This is a genomic window from Hamadaea sp. NPDC050747 (assembly GCF_040654195.1).
Taxonomy (GTDB): Bacteria; Actinomycetota; Actinomycetes; order Mycobacteriales; family Micromonosporaceae; genus Hamadaea.
Genome location: NZ_JBFAHM010000011.1, coordinates 208,033 through 221,775 on the forward strand (window position 1 = coordinate 208,033; position 13,743 = coordinate 221,775).

Consider the following 13,743-nt stretch of genomic DNA (forward strand, 5'->3'; position numbering starts at 1 on the left):
TGGCAGTCCACGCCGGCCAAGATCCAGACGCAGAAGTGAAATGATGACGTCGACCCCTTCCCCGAGCCCGCTGTTCAGCATTCTCAGCTTGATCGAGATCCGGCAGTTGGACGGCGTCAGCGTCGCCATCAGCGGTTCCAAACGCCAGGCCATCCTTTCGTTGTTGCTGCTGGAGGCCGGCCGGACGGTCAGCACCGACCGGCTGATCGAGGGTCTCTACGCCGACGGGCCGCTGACCGACGCGGCTAACGCCCTGCACGGGCAGGTGTCCCGGCTGCGCCGGCTGGTGAGGGGAACCGGAGCCGTCATCGAGTCGGGCCCGGCCGGATACCGCCTCGATGTCGACCCCGAGGCGGTCGACGCCCACCTGTTCAGCCGGCTCGCCGCTGACGGCCGCCGCCTCCTGACGGCCGATCCGGCGGCCGCCGAGGCGCTGTTGTCCCAGGCGTTGGGGCTGTGGCGGGGCCGCGACGTGCCCGATCTGCCCGATGTCGCCTTCCTGCACCCGCACGTGACCCGGCTCGTCGAGCTGCGATTGGCCGCGATCGAAGACCACGCCGAGGCGGCGCTCGCTCGCGGCAACAATGTCACCGTCGTTGCCGAGCTCTCCGAACTCCTCCGCCTACATCCTCTCCGGGAACGCGCGTGCGCGTTGTTGATGCGGGCCCTCTACCGTTCGGGACGGCAGGCCGAGGCCCTCGAACTGTATGAGCGGATTCGCCGGTTGCTGGCGTCGGACCTGGGCACCGACCCGTCGGCTGAGCTTGCCGCCGCGCACTTGGCCATCCTGCGGGATCGCCCGTCGCCCGGGCCACGCCGTGCGCCCGCGCAGCTGACGAGTTTCATCGGGCGCGAGGAGGAACTCGCCCAGCTGACCGAGCTGCTCGGCGGCGGACGGCTCATCACGGTCACCGGGCCCGGAGGCACCGGCAAGACCCGGCTCGCGATCGAGGCCGCCGCCACGCTGACCGGCCAAGTAGCGTTCATCGAACTCGCCCGCCTCAGCGACGCCCGGCTGCTGGGACAGACCATCAGCGCCGCCTTGGGCCTGAGCGAGCCGGGACTGCTGTCGGCCGCCGGCCCGCCCGCAACCGAGGAACACCTGGTCGCGGCACTCGCCGACCGGTCGCTCCTGATCATCCTGGACAACTGCGAGCACATCGTCGACGACACCGCCCGGCTCGCCCATCGGCTGCTGACCGCGTGTCCCCAACTGCGGATCCTCGCCACCAGCCGCGAATCACTGGGCATCACCGGGGAGACGCTGTTCCCGCTGCGCCAGCTCGGCGTCGCCGCCCCCGACGCACCGCTGCCGGAACGGCTGAACAGCCCGGCGGTACGCCTGTTCGCCGACCGGGCGCGTACGGTGCGGCCGGACTTCCGGCTCGACGAGGCCGCCATCGACGACGCAGTACGCATCTGCGCTGAGCTGGACGGGCTCCCGCTGGCCATCGAACTCGCGGCGGCAAGGCTTCGTTCGCTCACCCCGGCCGAGGTCGCCGCCGGGCTCTCCGACCGCTTCCGTCTGCTGTCCAGAGGCAGCCGGGCCGCCGAACCCCGGCACCAGTCGTTGCGGGCGGTAGCCGAGTGGAGCTGGGAGCTGCTCGATCCCGCCGAGCGCACACTCGCCCGGCGGCTCACCGCGTTCACCGGTGGCGCGACCGTCGCCTCGGCCACCGCCGTCTGCGGTCTGCCGGCAGCCGACCTTCCCGACCTGCTGGCGGGACTCGTCGAGAAATCCTTCGTGGAATACTCCGGCGGCCGCTACCGGATGCTGCAGACGATTCGCGCGTTCTGCGCCGAACGGCTCGCCGAGGCAGGCGAGGAATCCAGCGTTCGCCGCGCACATGCGGAATACTTCTGGCAGCTCGCCGTTGCTGCAGACGCTCGTCTGCGCGGCGCGGCGCAGCTGGAATCGCTGGACCAGCTGGCCGCAGAGAACGACGACCTACGCACGGCTCTGCGCTGGACGACAACCGACGACCCGCGACAGGCGCTGCAGATGGCCGCAGCCATGTCCTGGTACTGGTACCAGGGCGGACTGCGCCACGAAGGCGCAGTGCTGTGCGCTGAGCTGCTAACCAGAATCGGTGCAACAGCACCCGACGACCTCGCCGAGGAGTACGCGTTGTGCGCCTCCAACGCCACGGCGACGCCGAGCGCGGATCCGGCGGCGACCCAACGTCTGGCGTACGCGACGGGGCTGATCGCCGACCGTCCACCCCGCTGGCCGGCAACAGCGGTGCTCTGCCGCGACGAGGACCGTCCACCCGCGACCGATGACTGGTCGCAAGCCACCACCGAGCTGTTCCGCGGCCACCGGCACATCGTCCACGGCGAAACCGAGCTAGCCGAGGCAGCGCTGACCCGCGCGCTCGACGGCTTCCGCCAGGTCGGCGAACGATGGGGCATCACCAATGCCCTCGACGCGCTGGCCGAGCTGGCGGCGTGGCGCGGCGATTGGCCCGAGACGCTCTCGCTCATGAGCCGCGCCATCGACACCGTGGCGCAGACCCCGACCGCCACCGCCACGCTCACCGACCTGCTGTGCCGGCGGGCCAAAGTGCACACGCTCGCCGGAGAACTCGACGCCGCCCGGGCCGATCTGGAGCGAGCCGCCCAGACCGCCGCCCGCGCCGGCCACCGCGACGTCCCCGAACTTCATCAAGGGCTCGGAGATGTAGCTCGCCACCAAGGCGATCTGGCCGAAGCCGCCGCCCAGTACGCGACGGCGCTCGCCACGGCCAGCCCCGACGCGGATTCACGTTTCCTTCGATTGAAAGCCCTCCGCGGCCTCGGCTGGATCGCCGTCGCCGCCGGGCAGGCCGACGAGGCGGTCCGGTACCACCGCGCTCTGCTCGACGAAGCACTGGCACACGACAACTATCTGCTCGCCGCCGACGCAGTCAACGGCCTAGCCGCAGTCGCCCAGCTCAACGGCGACGGCGTACGGGCTGCGCGACTGCTCGGCGCGGGCCGGGTGGTCCATCCCGGCCGTCGCACGGAAGACCAGGACACCCGGCGTGTCCTACAAGCGACGCAACAGCTGCTCGGCCCAGAGGAGTTTGCTGCAGCGCTCGCTACTGGGCAGGCGATGAGCCGCGAAGAAGCGTTGGAAGCCGCGCGAACCGCGACCACCTGCTTCCACGTGAGGGATCACCTCGAGCCATGACGAGCACGTGCGGCCCTTCAGGCACCTCGAGCTCCGTAGCATCGTCAACAGCGTGGTCGTCATGGCAGCGAGGTCGTGTGGCACAGACCTGGCTTCACTTCAGCCGGTGACGAGTTTCCGGACCTGCGGGTCGGCCTGCGTCCGTCACAAGACGAATGTGAAGGTGCCCCAGCCGTTGCCGATCTGCACGGGCGTGGACAGACCGCTGCCGTTGTGGGGGTAGTACCAGAGATCGCCGGAGTCGTCGACGCCGAGAACGTCGGCGAATCCATCGCCGCTCCAGTCGGCCGCGAACACGTGATGGAAGGTGCCCCACCCGTGGCCGATCTGGACAGGAGTGCCGAAGCCGCTGGCGGTGTAGGGGTAGACCCACAGGTAGCCACCGGAGTCGACGCCGATGATGTCGGCGCGTCCATCGTGGTTCCAGTCCGCCCCGGTGATGTGTTTGAAGCCGGCCCAGCCCTGGCCGACTCGGACCGGCGTGCCGAAGCCGCTGCCGCTGTGGGGGTAGTACCAGAGGTAGCCGCTGGCGTCGACGGCCATGACGTCGGCCTTCGTGTCGGCGCTGAAGTCAGCCGCGATGACATGCTTGAACCCGCCCCAGCCCTGGCCGATCTGCGTCCCGGACGACAGCTGCTGCCCTTTGTTGGCGTAATAGCGCAGGTAGCCACCGGCGTCGACGCCCAGGACGTCGGCGGCACCGTCACCGCTCCAGTCCGCGGCCATGACGTGCTTGAACCCGCCCCAGCCCTGGCCGATCCGCACAGGGGAGGACAGTCCGGCGCCGTTGTGCGGGTAGTACCAGAACACGCCGGACGCATCGATGCCGAGCACATCGGCCGCACCGTCGCCGCTGAAGTCGGAGACGTGGTCGTCCTCGACCGGTACGGGCGCCGGCAGGTCGACGAAATCGATGTTGATGGCGGCGCCCTTGGTGACCGTGCCTCCGCAGGTGTAGGCCCGCGAGATGGCCGTGTAGAGCCCGCCGTTGCGCCACACTTCGAAATGCAGATGTGGGCCGGTGGAATTGCCGGTGCTGCCGACGTAGCCGAGCGTCTGGCCGCGTCCCACCGACTGACCCACCGAGACCGACGGAGCCTGCACCATGTGCAGGTACTTGGTGACATAACCACTCGCGTGGGACAGGTACACGCTGTTGCCGCCGCCGGAGGTGTAGCCGGCGAAGGTTACGGTGCCCGAGTACGCGGCACCGATCGCCGTACCGCCGTTGCCGGCGATGTCGATGCCGTAGTGGTCGCTGTCGGTGCTGCCGCATCTGTTTGACAGCACACCGGTGACCCTGCCACTCACCGGCTGGATCATTGCTCCAGTCTGCGCCGCTGCAGGCTGCGCCGGCACCAGCGTAAATGCGCTGAATGTGAGGGCGGCGCCGATCGCCAACGGTAGGAACCTCACGGGCTTCGTTGTCCGCATCGCGTCTCCTAGAGGGGTTCGCGCGGCCGGCCAGGACGTTGGGTCTGCCCTCACTCGATCCGCGCCAGGGATCGAATAGTTCCGATGCGGCGATCTTGTGTGCGGCGGGTGGGTACGTCAAGTCCGCAGATTTGCGGACTGGCGATTCGGCGGCGGCCACTGTTCAGGCGACGGTCTCGCCTCAAAACCTCATTGACTAGGCACTTCTGCGGACTGTCCGACGACGGCCGGCTGGCTATCGTCCATCTCACAAATAGTCGCATTCCAATGCCGTCGCGCCGTCGGACTGTGCGTCGGCTCGGTTCGTGAAAGGGAGACAGTTCTGTGGACGACTTGAAGAGCCGGTTCCTCGATGACCTCGACGCTGAATTCACCTCGGCGCCGACCGCGGTTGCCGCGGTGTCGCCCCGCAGTCGGCGGCGGCCGAAGTTCTTCGCCTACGCGGCTGTGCTCATGGCCGTGTCGGGATCGATCGTGTTCGCCGGCGCCGCGCCCGCGTCAGCGGTGTCCTGTAACTACCCGGACTTCAAGAACTGGGACCACATGAAGTGGTGTGGCATCGCGCGGCAGGACTTCGATTACCTGTACACGACGAACTACTACTCCGCGCGCACGACCTGCTACTACTTCGACCACTACGCGTGGATGTGCGGGTACTACACGCGGTACTACGCCGGCCGCAAGAGCGCCTGCCGTACCTACTGACCAACTGCACTTAACGCAGACACAAGGGTGGCCGGGGCGATTGCTGCTCGGCCACCCGGCACGTTCGGCGACCACGGCAACCCACCTCGCAGGGACCTATGGACGACTTCGCAGATCTCCTGGAGATCTATCAGCCAATTCCTGACGGCGCCCCGGCGGCCCGTGACCGGCCCTGGCCCGTCACAGTCGTGGTGTTGACCCGCGACGAGGAACGTGCCATCGCCCGCTGCCTGGACAGCGCGTTGGCGACAAACTGCGACCGGGTGCTCGTCGTCGACACCGGATCCACCGACCACACGGTGGACATCGTCGCCTCGTATACCGACCGACGTGTCGAGATGATGCAGATCGCCTGGGCCGATTCGTTCGCGCAGGCGCGCAACGCGGCGCTCGACGCGGTCGGCGACGGCTGGGCCGTGTTTCTCGATGCGGACGAATGGATCGACAGCGGCCACGCGAGCCCGCTATGTGATCGGCTACATGCCCTGGAATCCGTCACCGGCATCACCTGGTGCGCTCTCGCTCCGGTCATCCGAGAGGAGGGAAGGGACGAAGAGTATCTGGAAATCGCGAGAATAGTGCCCGTCAACGGTCTGCGTTTCCACGGTGAAGTACACGAGTACCCTTACGTTCCTGCCGATGCCGACGTCGTCCCGGGCCTGATCGGCGTCGACCTCGTCATATGGCACGATGGCTATGCTTCCGAGGTGGCGGCCGCCAAGGACAAGATCCAGCGCAATGTCGCATTGCTGGAATGCGCCCGGCGACGCGAGCCGGACAACCCACGCTGGCTGTTCTTCCACCTGCGAGACGCGCTGCCGACACTGCATTTCGCCGACGTGATGGCGCTTGTCGACGCCTTCGACGGTGCCCAACGGCGCTATCCCGGTGACCGGCAGGCGCCAGAGTTCTACCGTGCCCTCGCGCTCGCACGGGCATGCGCCCGACTTGCCCAACTCGGCGAATGGACGACAGCCCTCGGCCTCTGCTTCGACCTCGACAGACTGACGTCAGGGCAGCATCCCGACGCAGCCTACTTCCGCGGACTCCACGAGCTGCGAAAGCTCCACCGACCGGATCCGGACACACTTGTCACACTGGTGCGCCTGCGACAAGACCCCGCCGCGGTGGCAGGCAGCGGTCTCGATCAACAAGGCCGGCAACTGGACGCGCTCATCGCCGCTTACCTGTTCCAGCTCAAAGGACGCGACGCGGCAAACCGATACCTCGCCATGTGTGAGCCCTGGACCGACGCATTCTTCGACATGTCGACCCTGCGGTAGACATCCGGACACGCCTCCCTGCTAGTGCGTGGCCGGGCCGCTGTCACGGCTGCTGTCGCGACCGGGCAACCGCTCGCGGCCGAGTCCGTCCTCGCGGATCCGCTCGCCGTACTCACCGCGATGTCTGATGGGCCTGCCCGCCTCGGCGTACTTCTGCTTGGCCCGGTCCAGATGTGTTCGCACAGTGCCGGCCGCGATGCCCAGCCGACGGGCCACCGCATCCACAGTCATCCCACGCCCGTATGCGACCAGCACTTCGTGCTCGCGTGGAGTCAGTTCGGGCCGATCCGGCCGGTCGTCGCGCCCCAGCCAGAAGGCGTGCTCCGTGGTCAGCGGCGAGTCCCCGCGAGCCACCGCGCGCACGACGTCGGCCAAGTTGGTGAGGTTGGCGGTTTTGGCGACGTACGCCACCGCGCCCGCCTCAGTCGTGGCCAGAATGTACGACAGATCCGGCACCACCGTGATCACGATGACGGTGAATCCTGCGTCGACCAGCGTGGCCACGTTGTCGACCGGATCGGTGAAGTCCTCGAGATTGAGATCCAGCAACACGATCCGGGCCGTGACGACCTGGCTCAGAAGGTCCGCCACCGACGGCGCGGTCGCCACCAGCCTGATGTCGGGCACCCCCGCGATCCAGGTGGCCATGCCCTCCAGGAGCATCTGGTCATTGTCGATCGCCGCGATCTCGATCATGGAGTCCATGCCACCTCCACCACGGTGCCCTCACCCGGGCTCGACACGACCGATGTCGTGCCACCGATTTCGATGACCCGATGCCGTAGCTCCCGCACCAGGCCACGGCCGGCCGGTGCGGTGGCCTGGTCGAACCCGCAACCGCGGTCGACGACCACGATCCGCACGCCGTCGCCCTCGCCCACAGTGGTCAGCCACGCTTCGGTGACACCCGCATGCTTGGCGACGTTGTTCAACGCCTCGCGTACCGCACCGAGCAGCCCCGCCGCGACAGGAGGCGGCAACTGCGTCGGCACGGCGTGGAACTGCGAGTGAACGCGCAGTCCGAGGGCCTGCTTGTCGCGGACCACCCCGGCCAGGGTGGCCAGGAAGTCGCCTGGGCCGCCGTCGCCCTGCCCGCTGATCAGTCCCCGCAAGAAGTCGGCATCGCGGGCGCAAAGTTTCCTCACGTCCTCGGAACGATGGTCCAAACCGCCCCGGGCGATCTTGCTCAGGGTGCTCAGGACGGTGTGGTGCAGTGCGTCGAACTGCCGGATCCGTTCGTCGTAGCGGGCCCGGGCAGTGGCCTCGCGGGCCCGTGCCTCCATCGCTTCGGTGACCGCGGTGTCAAGTCTGCGGGCGGACTGGCGCAGCAGGCGGGCACATAGCCAGCCGAGCACGCCGAAGCCCAGCATGAAAAACACGTTCACCGCCACCGTGCCCAGAGTGTCCGGCGCCGCGGCGGTCCGCGACAAATGCTCCTGGATGCCCACCACATAGGCCACGACGACGATCACCGCACCGATCGCCGCGACGCCGAGCTGGACAAAGACCATGGCCAGGATGATGGAACCCATCGCCGAGGGCACCACCCACAGCTGCCACCCGCTCACACACGAGATGGCGCACAGCTGCGGAACCGTGACCAGCCAGGTCGATGCGAGCGCGAGATCGACAAGCACCCAGGGCAGCGCAACACGGCGGCGACGCAGAGTCGCTGCGAACAGCGCTGCCGACCAGCACACCGCAGAAAGGTGGCTGGCGACGATCAGCCACTGGACCCGGAAAGCATCGAGCCCCCCAGACAGCAGCACTGGCAGGCCCACCGCGAGTTGTACCGCCCGCAGCGCGGCAGAGGCCTGGATGAGCAGTAGCTCCGCACGGGCACGCGCACCGTACGGAATCGTCGCCGGCTCTGGCATCCGTCAACGCTCGCATGTAGACCGGCCTGGCGGTAGTCGGCAGAATGGCAGACTGCCCCGAGGACCGGCGTAGTGACCGACGTGCTGCTCATCGCTGGCGTGGCGGGCTTCGCCGCACGTGTTGCCGCCCGCAGCCGGCCAGCTCGCATCGGGCTGGCCTCACCTTCGCCGCCGATGAGGGGCGTCGCCTTGGCCGCGGTCCGAGTTTCGCGCATGTCGAGACCGGCGGCTCGGCGGGCGAACCGATCCTGCTTGCGGTGCGCATCGGCGACCTCCCGTCCGACGTGGCGATCACCTCCACCCCGGCGGGACCTCACCACCGACCAGAGCGAGCCTGATCATGAGCCCGAGCATCATCGTGCAGCATGTCCAGGTGCGGTGGAAGCAGTCACGCGGCGGGCAGCCGCCGCGCAACGTAACCGCATCCCGATCGCCTACCCGCTTATCGAGTTCGAGCCTGGCGCAACAGCATCTGGTGACGCATGACGAGTCCGATGCCTTCATCCCGCGTGTCGAAACGCGGGACTTCATCAGCGAGGCGCAACGAAACCGGCTGCGGTGGGCCGAACTGACGCTCGACCGCGACGGCGAAAAAAGTGCGTGTCTCGGCTCACCCGTGATACGAAGAAGGTTATTCACTCGACCGAGGTCGATGGGTTGCGTGATGCCGTCTTGATCGACTCATGATGTATCACATATGGACACACGGCCTGGCGTAGATCACCGCCGTGCGCTAGGCCGCATGCTTGACCCATGGGTTGACGGTGCGTTGTCATGCTACGGTCGTGAGCCATCCACGCATGCGGGGGCCACGTTGTCGATCGGGGTACGCGTTCTCATCGCCGTATCGGCCTGCACCGTGCTCGCCGTGGTAGCGGCCGGTTGCGTGCGGTCGCTACGGATGAGTCCAGACGTGGCCCTTGACGTCTCGGACGCCCACGTCACGAAGGTCGGGTCGGTCAGCCAGGCAGGTGACCAGCAGGTGAGGCTCTGGCTCAACGTCACCAATCACGGCAATGACGACGCGACGTCCTGTGTGGCCCGATCTGACCTTGGTGGTGGACTGGCGAGCGCTCCGGCCGACATCCACGCGGGCACGACCGTGACGTTCACTCTCGAGGGCCTTGAGCACGCCAATCCCGAGGCGTTACGTCATGAGACCGATTTCCACGTGTGGGCGGCTTGCGGCAGCGTCGACTCCGGCAAAGAGTCCCTGAATCTCGTGATCGAAGGTGTTGCTTCCTGAGGGCGTGATCGAATCGACGGTCATGAGGTTCGATAGACCTCCAACTTCGTGATCGCGTCAAGGAATGTCGGGAAGCGGTCGAGCAGCCCCCGGTAGCCGGTGGCCAGAAGCCTCCAGTTCTTCAGGTGGGCGATGACACGTTCGACGCTGGCCCGCTGGGAGGCGATCATGCGGTTGTAGTCGCGGGCGGACTCGGTCAGGGTCTGGCCTTTGGGTTTGCGGTCGGGGACGCACAGGCCAGTGCCGGTGTAGGCGGTGTCGCCGTAGCCGCCGGGTCCGCCGTCGGCGTGCAGGTGCCCTTCCAGCCGGGCGGCCAGCCCGGACTCGTGCCAGGCCTTCGCGTCGTGCATCGATCCTGGTTGGGGCTTGCCGGTCAGGGTGAGCGTGCCGAAGCAGGAGCCGATGACCTGGAGGTTGAACCCGCAGCGGTGCCGTTTGCCGGAGTACATGCCGGATTTGTAGGTGCCGACGCGTCGGTCGCCGGTCGGGGCGATGAACCCGTCGACGCGCACGGTGGAGCGCAGGTGGTTGGTGGCAACCCGCTCGGCGTTCGGCGTGAGCACCGTGGTGATTGTGGGCATGAGCCTGCCGATCAGCCGGGACACGGTCGGCTGGGAGCAGCCGAACAACTCTGCGATGAGGGCCTGGGACAGGTTGTGGCGTAGGTAGAGCAGTACGACCAGCACGGAACGGTACGGGCCGACCGCGCGACGACCGGACGGGTCGAGGTCGCCGGCGGCGTAGACGTCGAGGACGAGCCGGTCGACTTGATCGCTGGTCAGGCCCGTCATGGTCTCTACCCGCGACGGCCGGTCGGCGAAGATCTTCTGTGTGATCACAGACCAGTTGATCTACCCGCGAGCGGCCGCTGCGTCCATTTGCGACACATCACGAGTTGATCAAGCTGGCGTCATCGACGCACGTCGAGTGAATAATCCTCGAAGTGTTGGCCGAGGGCCAGGAAAGAGCGTCGGTCGTATGTGTGCGTGTACTGGGGCGCTCGCTCGATGGATGCGCCCGTGTCCGGTCAATTCGCCGTGGAGGTCGTCGTGCTTCTGGCCTTGTTGTCGGAGCCACCGCCTACGATCCGGCTTATGGGTGTGTTGTATGACTACTTCCGAGCCGACGACGACGCTGCAGCGAAACGACTGATGGACGAGCTTGACGGCGGTCCCGTAGTTCGCGGAGACATGGTCGTCAACGTCGACGCCGTGGACCTTAAGGGCATCGACCCCGCAGTGACACTTGCACAGCTCGTGGCCTTCACCCGGCAGACCGAGTGGGCAGTCGACACGGTCGAAGGTCAGTTGCTGTGGTCTGGTGGCGAGCACGGCCCGTGGCTATCGTCGATCGATGATGCCGCGCGGGACACACTTGCATCGATCTCCGATGATCAGATTTTGAGCCTGTCGCAGCGCTGGAGTCGGATCGAGGAGCTGTGGCTTGGTGACGATGCCGCTGGAGATGAGATGGTGCCGGTGATCGAGGAGATCGCTGGGCTCGCGCGTCGCGCCCGTGACGCCGGCGAGCACCTGTACTGCTGGTCGTGTCTTTAGAGGCATCGGTTGGCGGTGTGCTGACGTCATCACTGAACGACATTCCACGCTCTTTCGGACTAGCGGGCATTATCGAAACGGTTTGGGGCCGCCGTTCCAGTCCGCTACCCAATCGGCGAAGTTCGAACTGCCCCTGAGCGCAGGGCTAGCAGCTGTGTCGTCGATGAACCACACCGTGCCACGTGCCGGTCCGGTGACGACCAAGAACCAGTTGGCGTCACAGCCATCAGTCCCCAGTTGCAGGAGACCGTCATCGACCGCCAGAGGATCGTTGGCTGGGCCGCCCTGCCATTCATGTCGGGCCACGAGCGGAAACGTCCGTGCCAACGCACCCGGGCGCCGCGGCGCTCCTTCGTCCGGCTTCTGTAGCCCATAACGGGGTGGACCGCAGAAACGGCCGCCGGCACCGACTTCGGCGACGAAGCTGCGATACGGCTCGGGCAGAACGACACCATGACGCCGCTCGAACGCGAAGGTCGCGGCCCACCCCCAGGGCGGTTCAAGCGGCCACCCGCCGTAGGTGTCGCGAAGCGACGCCAGAGCAGACGTCGTCGTATCGGCGTACACGTTGCTGATCATGCCGCCATCGACCGGTCAACTTCTAGAGGTGTTCGGTATGCCGCCCGCGACGGACGACGATCGGTCGGCACGCGGGCGCTGCGACGGAAGGCGCCCGCTTCCGTGGCCAGCGCGCGATGCCTCGCGCGGCATCTTCGCGAGTAGGTTAGGGCACGCGCCGGTTCGTCCGGAGGCGCTACGGTGACGCGATGATCACCTTCGCCGTCGACGATGTCACGCCCGCCGCGCAGCCGTTGCCGACCACGCCGCTGCGCGACGAGTTCCCGGACGCGCTGGCCATCGGTGGTGACCCGGATCTGCTGGTGCTGCCAACCAACGGCGTGCATCCCTTGCTGCGCGCCGTCGGGCAGGCATTCGCCGACCATCGGCCGCTGGCGCTCTCGCCCGACGCTGTTTGGCTGACCATCACACAGGGCGTCGCTCAGCACATCCGGTTGCACCCCGACGAGTCGCGCCCGATGCTGATCAACCACAGTGGTCGCAAAAGGCTGAGGATCGAGGTCGATGGGCCGGTGCCGCAGGACGCGGAGGGCTGGGGCGAAGCCGTCGGCCGGTTTCAGTGCCGCCTCGCGGAGCAGGTCAAGGACGCGGACCTGTTCGCCTGCGATTTCTCGACCAGCACCGACGTCGACCGGATCGCTGCTCAGGTGGTTCTGCTCGACGCGTACTCGCCCTTCTTCTCCTACTGGATGGTCGCCGTCTGCGGCATCCCGTCGATCACTCTGATCGGGACGGCCGAAGACTGGTCCCGGATCCGTGTACGCGTCGACGAGCTCGCCCGGTTCGGCCTCGCGGACTGGTGCCGGTCTCTGGCCGCGATCCTGGACCAGTTCGTGCGGGCCGCTGCCGGGGACGTGGATCTGGCGTTCTGGCAGCGTATTTACAACCCGGTCGACGCGTATGGCGGCAAACTCATCACCGGCTGGGTGGCACGGTTCTATCCCTATCTGTCGGCCGACGGCGCGCAAAATCTGCCGAACGAGCTACTGCAGTTGCCGATCGACGAACCCCGCGACCTGACGGCGGACGGCCGTTCCTACCGCGGACCGGGCATCCGCAGCAGCATGGTCCCCGCCGTGCTGTCCCGTGCCAGCATCAAGATCAATGATCGAATGAGTGGCGACAATCGGGCAGTTTCGCTCTACGGGGGAGTCGCCGCGGTGACTCAAGACCCCGACGGCGCACTCCGCCCGGTCGCCGGATGGCATGTGATGCCGGGCCGGGCCGAGATCGGTGAGGTGATCGACCGCATCATCGCCGAACATGAGACCACCCCACCGGCCAGATCGCATCCCGTGCTAGACCAGCCGGCCGAGATGTCGGCGATCTACGACCGGATCGGCACCGCGAGCCTGTTCGAAGGCAGATGGCGCATCCCCCAAGAACCGTTGCCGAGCGTCTATCGAGGCGGGCATCTGCGTTCGATCCGTCCGGCGATCGAGCTTGCCGACGGGCGCACGCTCTGCGCGGTCGCCGATCATCGCTCGGAAGACGTCCATTGGGTCGTGTGCCAGGTGGAGCAGGCCCGGCCGGTGAATGGGCGCACGCTTCCGTTGACCGCATCCCAGCTCACCATCAAGGAGAGCCACCTGCTCGACGACCCAGCCGACATCCCGGTATACGGCACGTCCCTGGCGCTGATCCTGGACGCCGCCCTGGACAACGGCGGAAACATCGACGACCTCGTCACCGGCTGGCTGTCGGACGTCGATGCGGCCGACGAGCATCGAGGCCATAGGCGTTAGCCGGTATCAAGGGTTTGCCGGGTATTCAGATGTAATCGAGATGGCGGATCCAGGGTCGGAGGTGCAGGTCGATCTCGAGGGCGGGATACAACCCTATGCAGCTCCCCTCAGGGCCGTCTGGCCCTAGCCGCTGACCTGCCGATCGG

The 13,743-nt window shown here is 67.1% G+C and carries 12 protein-coding genes; 7 read left to right on the forward strand and 5 right to left on the reverse strand.

Annotated features, from left to right (window positions below; all coding sequences use genetic code 11):
- Window positions 1-43 precede the first annotated feature (43 nt).
- Window positions 44-3,172 carry a BTAD domain-containing putative transcriptional regulator gene (locus tag AB0H43_RS26535; protein ID WP_360003497.1) on the forward strand — a complete coding sequence of 1,043 codons (3,129 nt, stop codon included), beginning with the start codon at window positions 44-46 and terminating at the stop codon, window positions 3,170-3,172.
- 144 nt (window positions 3,173-3,316) lie between these two features.
- Here AB0H43_RS26535 and AB0H43_RS26540 read toward each other — a convergent pair whose 3' ends face one another.
- Complete coding sequence (locus tag AB0H43_RS26540) at window positions 3,317-4,462, reverse strand: peptidoglycan DD-metalloendopeptidase family protein (RefSeq protein WP_360003499.1); 1,146 nt, start codon at window positions 4,460-4,462, stop codon at window positions 3,317-3,319.
- Between the two features lie 468 nt (window positions 4,463-4,930).
- Between AB0H43_RS26540 and AB0H43_RS26545 the strand changes: the two genes are divergently transcribed.
- Both AB0H43_RS26545 and AB0H43_RS26550 read left to right on the forward strand, forming a co-directional pair.
- Window positions 4,931-5,311 carry a hypothetical protein gene (locus tag AB0H43_RS26545; protein WP_360003501.1) on the forward strand — a complete coding sequence of 127 codons (381 nt, stop codon included), beginning with the start codon at window positions 4,931-4,933 and terminating at the stop codon, window positions 5,309-5,311.
- Window positions 5,312-5,409: 98 nt separating this feature from the next.
- Window positions 5,410-6,594 (forward strand): glycosyltransferase, encoded by a 1,185-nt coding sequence (locus AB0H43_RS26550; protein WP_360003502.1) that lies wholly within the window; start codon window positions 5,410-5,412, stop codon window positions 6,592-6,594.
- Window positions 6,595-6,615: 21 nt separating this feature from the next.
- Here the strand turns inward: AB0H43_RS26550 and AB0H43_RS26555 are convergent, their stop codons facing one another.
- On the reverse strand, window positions 6,616-7,299 hold the full coding sequence (locus tag AB0H43_RS26555; protein WP_360003504.1) for a response regulator transcription factor: 684 nt from the start codon (window positions 7,297-7,299) through the stop codon (window positions 6,616-6,618).
- Entirely contained in the window at window positions 7,287-8,471 is a 1,185-nt protein-coding gene (locus tag AB0H43_RS26560) for an ATP-binding protein (protein WP_360003505.1), read from the reverse strand. Before AB0H43_RS26560 ends, AB0H43_RS26555 begins: the two co-directional genes overlap by 13 nt.
- Before the next feature lie 340 nt (window positions 8,472-8,811).
- On the opposite strand from AB0H43_RS26560, the gene AB0H43_RS26565 reads away from it, so the two are divergent.
- Together AB0H43_RS26565 and AB0H43_RS26570 are read left to right on the forward strand one after the other, a co-directional pair.
- A complete protein-coding gene (locus tag AB0H43_RS26565) occupies window positions 8,812-9,147 on the forward strand; it encodes a hypothetical protein (protein WP_360003507.1) in 336 nt (111 codons plus the stop codon).
- Between the two features lie 237 nt (window positions 9,148-9,384).
- Window positions 9,385-9,717, forward strand: a complete 333-nt coding sequence (locus AB0H43_RS26570; protein ID WP_360003510.1) for a hypothetical protein — start codon at window positions 9,385-9,387, stop codon at window positions 9,715-9,717.
- A gap of 20 nt (window positions 9,718-9,737) precedes the next feature.
- Here the strand turns inward: AB0H43_RS26570 and AB0H43_RS26575 are convergent, their stop codons facing one another.
- Window positions 9,738-10,556, reverse strand: coding sequence for a transposase family protein (locus AB0H43_RS26575; protein ID WP_360003513.1), 819 nt, complete (start codon window positions 10,554-10,556; stop codon window positions 9,738-9,740).
- A 255-nt stretch (window positions 10,557-10,811) separates the two neighbouring features.
- Between AB0H43_RS26575 and AB0H43_RS26580 the strand changes: the two genes are divergently transcribed.
- On the forward strand, window positions 10,812-11,273 hold the full coding sequence (locus tag AB0H43_RS26580; protein ID WP_360003515.1) for a hypothetical protein: 462 nt from the start codon (window positions 10,812-10,814) through the stop codon (window positions 11,271-11,273).
- 69 nt (window positions 11,274-11,342) lie between these two features.
- Here AB0H43_RS26580 and AB0H43_RS26585 read toward each other — a convergent pair whose 3' ends face one another.
- Entirely contained in the window at window positions 11,343-11,852 is a 510-nt protein-coding gene (locus AB0H43_RS26585; RefSeq protein WP_360003517.1) for an SMI1/KNR4 family protein, read from the reverse strand.
- A gap of 188 nt (window positions 11,853-12,040) precedes the next feature.
- Here AB0H43_RS26585 and AB0H43_RS26590 point away from each other — a divergent pair, with 188 nt between their 5' ends.
- Window positions 12,041-13,597: a DUF4419 domain-containing protein gene (locus tag AB0H43_RS26590; protein WP_360003518.1), complete on the forward strand. Its 1,557-nt coding sequence runs from the start codon at window positions 12,041-12,043 to the stop codon at window positions 13,595-13,597.
- Window positions 13,598-13,743 lie beyond the last annotated feature (146 nt).